Origin of the sequence: Syntrophothermus sp. (assembly GCF_013314835.1) — a bacterium.
Taxonomy (GTDB): domain Bacteria; phylum Bacillota; class Syntrophomonadia; order Syntrophomonadales; family Syntrophothermaceae; genus Syntrophothermus; species Syntrophothermus lipocalidus.
This window is the reverse complement of record NZ_JABUEX010000156.1, coordinates 1-2,374: the sequence shown is the minus strand read 5'-3', so window position 1 is coordinate 2,374 and position 2,374 is coordinate 1. Positions and strand designations below refer to the sequence as shown.

Below are 2,374 nucleotides of genomic sequence, written 5' to 3'. Positions count from 1 at the left end.
TCAAGTTCGTAAAAGTCTTTACTCTCTCCAATTAATTTGACTAAACCTTCGACAAAAAGAAGGACTGCCCCTACTATGTGGCGAATATCTAATAGCATGAGACCTCACACTCCTTTTGGGGTGATAGTTTCGGTGCGCTGAGGTCTCTCTTCTTTTTCAAGGGGCTGATCCCCTTCTATTACCTACTGAAATTTTACACGGCCTTTTCGAGAACACCGGCCTGGCCGGGGGCCTCGGATTCCCGGCAAAACGAGATCCAGCGAAAGGAATGTTTTCAACTTTGAAAGCGAAAAAGTCGATAGTTTTGCTGTTGCTGCTGACTTTTGTCGCGGCGCTCGCGGCGCCTGCCGGGGCGCAGGTGGTGAAGGATTACATTGGGGAGCGGTATCCCGGTACTGATGATTTTAGTGCAGCTGTCTTCGGACTGAAAGGCCCTGCGAAGCCACCTTATGTCGAAGTGTTTCTCTTTGGAAAGCCCGACCCGGACTTTAAGTGGGATCCTCCGCTGAACTACGAGTATCCTGAGGAAGTAAGGCCTCAGTGCAGCCCGGCCAACATCGTTTCGGCGAAGCCGAATCCCCTCGGCGGCCACGACTATCAGGTTGTGTACGGCCAGCACCTCAAGATCACCAAACCCGAGTGGAAAGCATATGTAGACAAGAACGGACGCACCCAGTTTCCCGTGCGCTTCGTTTCCGAGGCCCTGGGCTACGACGTCCGGTGGGACGGAGCGCAGCAGAAGGTGACCATCTCCAAGAACAGCCGCACCGTAGAAATGTTCATCGGCCGGAAGACCTACTATGTGGACAGGCAGCCCAGGGAGATGGACACCGCACCCGTCCTCACTCAGGGGAGGACCTTCGTTCCCCTGCGTTGCGCGGTGGAGGCGATGGGGTGTGATGTGGACTGGATGAACATGTATCGCTACGTACATATCACTGTCTGGAACACCGTAGTCAAGGGTAAGGTTAAGGTCTGCGATTAGATTTCGGATAATCGGAACAATTTCGAGAGAAATCGGCATGGAAAAGTCCGCCGGTTTCTCATTTTTCGAGCAATTTTCGAAGGAGGGATTTTCTTGAAGCGCTGCTTGGCATTTCTGTTGATTTTCCTGTTTGTCTTCAGTTCAACTACCCCTGGGTCCGCCCGCTGCCACCCCAGCTACGGCTTCGAAGCCACGACCTTCGGCCTCGACGACCACCGGACGCGGTTCGTCCTGACCTCGGAGAAGGTCGCCTTCTGGAGCCTGTTTACGAACAGGTTCGGGAACTCTTACAGCCAGCCTCTTATCTTGAGCGGGAAGCGCTGGGGGATGGAGTGGCCTGTGATCGCCGCCCTGGGCGGCCCGGAGGGGGACCAGCGGCTCCGCTTCTGGGTGGTCACCCGCGACCTGATCAGCTGTCTGCGCAGGCAAGGAAGGAAAACAAATGGCTCGACTACATACCCATTTCTTCGAGCCTGTCGTCGGAAGTGCTTTCATCAAGAGCGACGCCACCGCTCCGGACTTCGACCACCACAGGTTCTATCTGGGCACCGCCGAGGGGAGGCTGGTCATTGTCGACGCTTCCGATTTAACCAATCCCAGGGTGGTCTTTTCCAAGAAGCCGGAGGAGATCGACCCTTTCGTCCCCAGGTCCAGGGACATCGTTTAGAAAGAGCGCCCCGGGCACGGTTTGTGCCTGGGGCTTTGTTTCTTTCAACCGTTGAGAAAGCTCATGGTCGCCAGCCCAGGAACCTTTTCTGCGACCAGGACGAAGTGCCGATCGCGGTGGGCGAGAACGCAGACATAATTGAGCGCCCAAGAGGCGATCAGGAGGTCGGCTACGGGAACGACCAGGCCCTGCCGCCGCAGGCGAAAGCCGAGGGAAGCAACCTGCTCCCAGATTTCATGTCTTTCCTCCAGTAAAGGCAAGGCGCCCAGCATCTCGGCAAGTTCGACGAACTGTTTTTCGTCCCGGGCTCCTATGAGAATCTCGGCTTTCACGGGCGGCGCAAGCACCACGACCTCCCGGAGCAGTGCTTCCCTCAGCCAGGCGGCGATTTCTGGCTGTCCGCCGGGGCGCAGGGCCTCGATCCAGACCGATGTGTCCACCAGAAAACGCTCAGTCATCCCGCCGGATCTCCTCAAGGGCGGCGTCGTCCAGCGCCAGGTCGACCTTGCCCAGACTTGCGGCGAGCTTTTCCAGGCGCTTGCGGCGGACGAAATCCTTTAAGGCCGCCTCAATGGTCTCCGTTATCCCCTTCAGCCCCGCCAGCTCCATGGCTTCGCGCAGGAGCTTGCGGTCAACGTAAAGAGTTGTTTTCATAATCAATCACCTTATGCTTGATTATAACAGATAGAAGTATTATGTCAAGACAGATTTGCAAGGATGGT

At 56.2% G+C, this 2,374-nt stretch carries 4 protein-coding genes; 2 read left to right on the top strand and 2 right to left on the bottom strand.

Annotated features, from left to right (window positions below; translation table 11 throughout):
* The first annotated feature begins 280 nt into the window (after positions 1-280).
* The gene (locus HPY90_RS15910; RefSeq protein WP_287195959.1) at positions 281-985 is read left to right on the top strand and encodes a copper amine oxidase N-terminal domain-containing protein; all 705 of its coding nucleotides are present in this window, start codon (positions 281-283) and stop codon (positions 983-985) included.
* Positions 986-1,427: 442 nt separating this feature from the next.
* Entirely contained in the window at positions 1,428-1,652 is a 225-nt protein-coding gene (locus tag HPY90_RS15905) for a hypothetical protein (protein WP_287195958.1), read from the top strand.
* A 44-nt stretch (positions 1,653-1,696) separates the two neighbouring features.
* Here HPY90_RS15905 and vapC read toward each other — a convergent pair whose 3' ends face one another.
* Positions 1,697-2,128, bottom strand: a complete 432-nt coding sequence (gene vapC, locus HPY90_RS15900; protein ID WP_287195956.1) for a type II toxin-antitoxin system VapC family toxin — start codon at positions 2,126-2,128, stop codon at positions 1,697-1,699.
* Complete coding sequence (locus HPY90_RS15895) at positions 2,103-2,306, bottom strand: type II toxin-antitoxin system VapB family antitoxin (RefSeq protein WP_287195961.1); 204 nt, start codon at positions 2,304-2,306, stop codon at positions 2,103-2,105. Before HPY90_RS15895 ends, vapC begins: the two co-directional genes overlap by 26 nt.
* Positions 2,307-2,374: the final 68 nt, after the last annotated feature.

Coding starts and splice junctions, on each gene's coding strand:
- HPY90_RS15895 (WP_287195961.1), bottom strand. CDS start 2,306: ATGAAAACAACTCTTTACGTTGACCGCAAGCTCCTGCGCGAAGCCATG.
- HPY90_RS15905 (WP_287195958.1), top strand. CDS start 1,428: ATGGCTCGACTACATACCCATTTCTTCGAGCCTGTCGTCGGAAGTGCT.